Below are 4,227 nucleotides of genomic sequence, written 5' to 3'. Positions count from 1 at the left end.
ACCGGGGTTCGCTGCGTCGCACGGTGACGTACGGAAGCAAGGGCTGCGCGGCGGTGTACGCGCTGGACGACACCGCGCTGATGGTGATCCTCGGCGACGAGGGTCTCGACATCGAGCGGCTTCACGCCGCGGGCGGCGGCGAGCGCGCCGAGGACGGCGAGGACCACTCCGACCGCGCCACCGTGGATGCGCTCGCCGAGCAGCGTCAGGCCTATGGCGGCCGAGGCGAGCGGGTTGGCGAGGTTGAGCACGGCGAGGGGCGCGCCGAGACCTCCGCCGTAGGCGGCCTGCGACAGCAGCAGTCCGGCCGCCGCGAGGCCCGCCACGAGGCCGCCCACGACGAGGAACCGCCAGGCCGGCGCGAGGCCCGAGACCGTCAGTGTCTGGGTGAGGGCCGATGCGGTCCCGGAGGTGATGCCGGAGGCGGCCGCGTGGCCGAGGCCCCGGTCACCGCCGAACAGGCCCAGCGGAAGCGCGAGCACCAGGACGCTGCCGGTGACGGCGAGGGCGGCGGTGGTGCCGAGCGTGCCTTCGGGTGCGGCGCCGCTCGCGGCTACGGGCAGGAGCGCGCCGAGGCCGAGCAGGGTGAGTGCGGTGCCCCGCCACTCGTCGCCGGTGACGCGGCGGCCCGCGGCTCGGGCACCGAGCGGGACGGCCGCGACCAGGGTGAGGGCGCCGAGCGGCTGGACGAGGGTGAGCGGGCCGTATCTGAGGGCCGCGACGTGGAGAAGCGCCGCGAAGGAGTTCAGGAGGACCGCCGCCCACCAGGTGCCGTGCGTCAGCAGCCGGCGCAGGTGTCCTCCGGTGCCGGCGCGGGCGGCCAGGCGTTCCTGGACGACGGCTGCGGCGGCGTAGGCGACGGCCGAGACGAGGGCGAGCGCAACGGCGCCGGCGGTGGCGTTCATCTCCGCGCCGCCGCTGTGGTGGTGAGCCGTCTCCGCGCCGCCGCTGTGGTGAGCGCTCCGGACGGCTCGGCGGCCGGCCGGGGAACGGCGGGCACGGGGCCGGCGGGGCCGGCGTAGCCGCTCGGGGGCGGGCCCAGCGGGACGAGCAGCAGCGCGAGACCGAGCAGGGCCCCCGCGGCGAGCGCGTCGAGCCAGTAGTGGTTCGCGGTGCCGGTGATGACGAGGAGCGTGAGGAGCGGGTGCAGCAGCCAGAGCCACCGCCATCGGGTGCGGGTCGCGGCTATCAGGCCGACCGCGACCATGACCGCCCAGCCGAAGTGCAGCGAGGGCATGGCCGCGAACTGGTTGGCCAGGGTGTCGCGGGCGGGCTCCGCCCCGTACACCGATGGCCCGTACCGCTGGGCGGTGTCCACCAGTCCGGCGGCCGTCAGCAGCCGGGGCGGCGCCAGGGGCAGCAGCAGGTGGAGGACGAGCGCGGCACCGGTCAGCGCGGCCAGCACCCGTCTGGACCACAGGTAGTGGCGGGGCCTGCGCAGGTAGAGCCAGACCAGGAAGAGCGCGGTGGCCGGGAAGTGCACGGCCGCGTAGTAGGTGTTCGCCGCCCGCACCAGGGGCTCGCTGTGCAGCAGGAGGCTCTGCACGGCGTCCTCGCCCGGCAGTTGCCACAGACGCTCCAGGTCCCAGACGCGGGCGGCGTTGCGGTACGCCTCCGCCTCGTGGCCCCCGATGAGGACGCGGCCTGACTTGTAGACCAGGAACAGTCCCGCGACCAGCAGGAGTTCGCGCACCACGGACGGCCGGAGCGCGGCCCCCGCCGGTGCCTCCCCGTCGGATCGTGTGCGGGCATTCATCACCCGGCCCCTTAGTGCGTACAGACGGTAACGGGCGCGGGCCGGGGGCCCACACCCATCGATACATTGACGTATCGATACGTGAGTGTACCGGTCCAAGGTCGTATCGGTACACTGGTGTACCGATGAGAGCCATGCCTCACAATCGAGTCGGATCGAGCAGCACCCGCGCGGGACCTGGCGGCGCGCCGGACGACGGCGGACCGGCCACGGTTCGGCGGGCCGAGAAGGAGAGCTGATGGCTTCGCAGACGGCGACGACCGCCACACGCCGCTCCAAGATCAGCGCCGAGCGGGAGCAGGAGATCTACGACGCCGTCCTCGCCCTTCTCCGGGAAGGCGGCTACGAGGCCCTGACCTTCGAATCGGTCGCCGCGAGAACCCGCGCCAGCCGGTCCACGCTCTACCGCCAGTGGAAGACCAAGCCCCAGCTGGTCGCCTCGGCCCTGAGCCGCTGCGACCGGCGGACGGCGTGGCACACGATCGACACCGGCACGCTCGCCGGCGATCTGCGCGAGGTCGCCAGGGCCGTCGGACGGGCCCGCGCCCCGGACCGGGAACAGGCACGGGAAGGCGGTCGGCCACAGGAACCGGGCAAGACCCTGGACCGTGGCCGGGACCTGGACCCGGAACGGCACACGCACCGGGACCGGGTGTGCGACACGGACACCGCCCTGCTGTACGCACTCGGCCACGCCGCGCTGAGCGACCCCGGCCTGCTCAAGGCGCTGCACGAGGCCTTGTTCGCCGGAGAGGTCTCGGTGATCGCGGGTCTGGTCCGCCGCGCGGTCGAGCGCGGCGAGGTGGCGGCCGACAATCCGGCCGCCGAGTTCGTGCCCGCGCAGATCATCGGCGCCCTGCGGGTACGGCCCCTGCTGGAGGGCCGGCCCGCCGACGACGCGTACCTCCAGCGGTTCCTGGAGGCCTCCGTCTTCCCCGCGCTCGGGCTGCCACGGGACACGGAGGCTCAGCCGAAGCCGACCCGGTCCAGCCAGTAGTCGAGGAGCCCGGCGCCGCCGAGGACTCCGGTACCCGTGCGCCGGCGGGCCCGCCGCCGGTGGACGAGCCGCAGCGGTTCGGCCGGCGGGCCGCGCACCGCGACCGCCGTCTCGTGCGCGTGGCGCCACACAACGGATTCGCCCGGGAGGCCGACCAGCCACTCCCTGTCGGTGGCGACAGTGGCGGTAGCGGTGGCGTGTAGGCGCAGGGGTCGGCAGGGCCCGAGGGATTCGCGCCGCTCCGCGTGGATGCCGAACGTCACCGGCGGTGAGCCGGGTTCCGTCCACTCGTCGAGCGCGTCCCGCCGGCGGCGCGTCGGCGCGGTGCGCGACGGTCCCTTGTGCGAGGCGGCGAGCCCGGAACGCGGCGCTCCTGCCCGGCACCGGGGTCCGCGTCCGCACCCCGGGTCCGGCGGTGCGCACGGCGACGCTCCCGCCCTCCGCGCAGGCGGACAGGTCGCGCAAGTGGTCGTCCCCGGCGGTTCCTGAGCCCTCGTCCGGGCGATCTCCTCGGACCGGCGGTGCCCACCTCCCAGGCGCCGCAGCACCTGCCCGGCAGTCCCGCCGGGGCAGGAGGGCGGGAGGGCGCCTCGGCCGCCGGGTCCGCGTGCTCGGTGGCGGCCGGCAGCTTACGGGTGAGCCTGACGATCTCGGCGCGGTGGCGTCGTCGCTCGGTGAGGACACGCTCCACACCGCAGGGCGCGGTTGCGCCCGGCCGCACGCGGCCGGACCATCGTGGTGTCCCGGTGGGCGCCGCCCGGGCCGGGCGGCGCGCGGGAGCCGTGCCCATCGTCGTCGTCGCGAGAAGGGGCAGTCTTGACTTCCTCCTCCTCGTGAACGAGGCGCGGGTCAGAGCACTGCAATCCGCCCTGGCGGCGCATCGCAGCCCTTCGCCCCGCTCCGCAGGAATCCGTTTCCTCTCCGCCCTGAAGGGCGGAGTATCCACGGAGGCATCCGATGACCGGAATCAACCCCGGCGCGTTCGACCCGATCAGCGCCGCCTGGAACAGGGTTGCCAGCTACTCCTCGTACGCGGAGGCCCAGGCGGCGGTCGACTATCTCTCGGACGAGAAATTCCCCGTCGAACACCTCGACATCATCGGCACCGACCTGCGCCTGCTCGAGCATGTGACGGGCCGGCTGACGAGGGGACGCGCCGCTGGTGCCGGGGCGGCGGGCGGCGCCTGGTTCGGTCTGTTCATCGGCCTGCTGGTGGGCCTGTTCACCACCGGGGCGGCCTGGGTCGGGCTGGTGCTCGGCGGAGTCCTGATCGGTGCGCTGTGGGGGGCCGTCTTCGGCTTCGTGGGCCATGCCGCGACGGGCGGCCACCGTGACTTCTCGTCCACGCAGAGCATTGTCGCCTCCCGTTACGACGTCGTCGCCCGGGGCGGACAGGCCGACCAGGCGCGCACGGTGCTGCAGCGCGGCGGTTTCATCCCTTCGGAGTAATCGTCTCCTCCGGTCGACCGTCCCC

At 74.3% G+C, this 4,227-nt stretch carries 5 protein-coding genes; 2 read left to right on the top strand and 3 right to left on the bottom strand.

Features of this window, described 5'->3' with window-relative positions:
* A partial coding sequence (locus GUY61_RS39420) for a hypothetical protein (protein WP_208106852.1) occupies positions 1-905 on the bottom strand: 905 nt, incomplete at its 3' end.
* Complete coding sequence (locus GUY61_RS35395) at positions 902-1,756, bottom strand: phosphatase PAP2 family protein (RefSeq protein ID WP_166634417.1); 855 nt, start codon at positions 1,754-1,756, stop codon at positions 902-904. The genes GUY61_RS39420 and GUY61_RS35395, both read right to left, overlap by 4 nt.
* 238 nt (positions 1,757-1,994) lie before the next feature.
* On the opposite strand from GUY61_RS35395, the gene GUY61_RS35390 reads away from it, so the two are divergent.
* Positions 1,995-2,753, top strand: coding sequence for a TetR/AcrR family transcriptional regulator (locus GUY61_RS35390; protein WP_166634416.1), 759 nt, complete (start codon positions 1,995-1,997; stop codon positions 2,751-2,753).
* On the opposite strand, the gene GUY61_RS35385 is transcribed toward GUY61_RS35390, so the two are convergent.
* A complete protein-coding gene (locus GUY61_RS35385; RefSeq protein ID WP_166634415.1) occupies positions 2,723-3,016 on the bottom strand; it encodes a hypothetical protein in 294 nt (97 codons plus the stop codon). The genes GUY61_RS35390 and GUY61_RS35385 overlap by 31 nt on opposite strands.
* 694 nt (positions 3,017-3,710) lie before the next feature.
* Here GUY61_RS35385 and GUY61_RS35380 point away from each other — a divergent pair.
* Positions 3,711-4,202 carry a general stress protein gene (locus GUY61_RS35380; protein ID WP_166634414.1) on the top strand — a complete coding sequence of 164 codons (492 nt, stop codon included), beginning with the start codon at positions 3,711-3,713 and terminating at the stop codon, positions 4,200-4,202.
* Positions 4,203-4,227: the final 25 nt, after the last annotated feature.

Source organism: Streptomyces sp. GC420 (assembly GCF_009916105.1).
Taxonomy (GTDB): Bacteria; Actinomycetota; Actinomycetes; order Streptomycetales; family Streptomycetaceae; genus Streptomyces.
Note: the sequence above shows the minus strand (reverse complement) of the source record. Positions and strands in the feature narration are given on the sequence as shown.

Bases quoted from the DNA above. Each gene is read 5' to 3' on its own strand.
- GUY61_RS35395 (WP_166634417.1), bottom strand. From the start codon at position 1,756: ATGAATGCCCGCACACGATCCGACGGGGAGGCACCGGCGGGGGCCGCG.
- GUY61_RS35380 (WP_166634414.1), top strand. From the start codon at position 3,711: ATGACCGGAATCAACCCCGGCGCGTTCGACCCGATCAGCGCCGCCTGG.
- GUY61_RS35390 (WP_166634416.1), top strand. From the start codon at position 1,995: ATGGCTTCGCAGACGGCGACGACCGCCACACGCCGCTCCAAGATCAGC.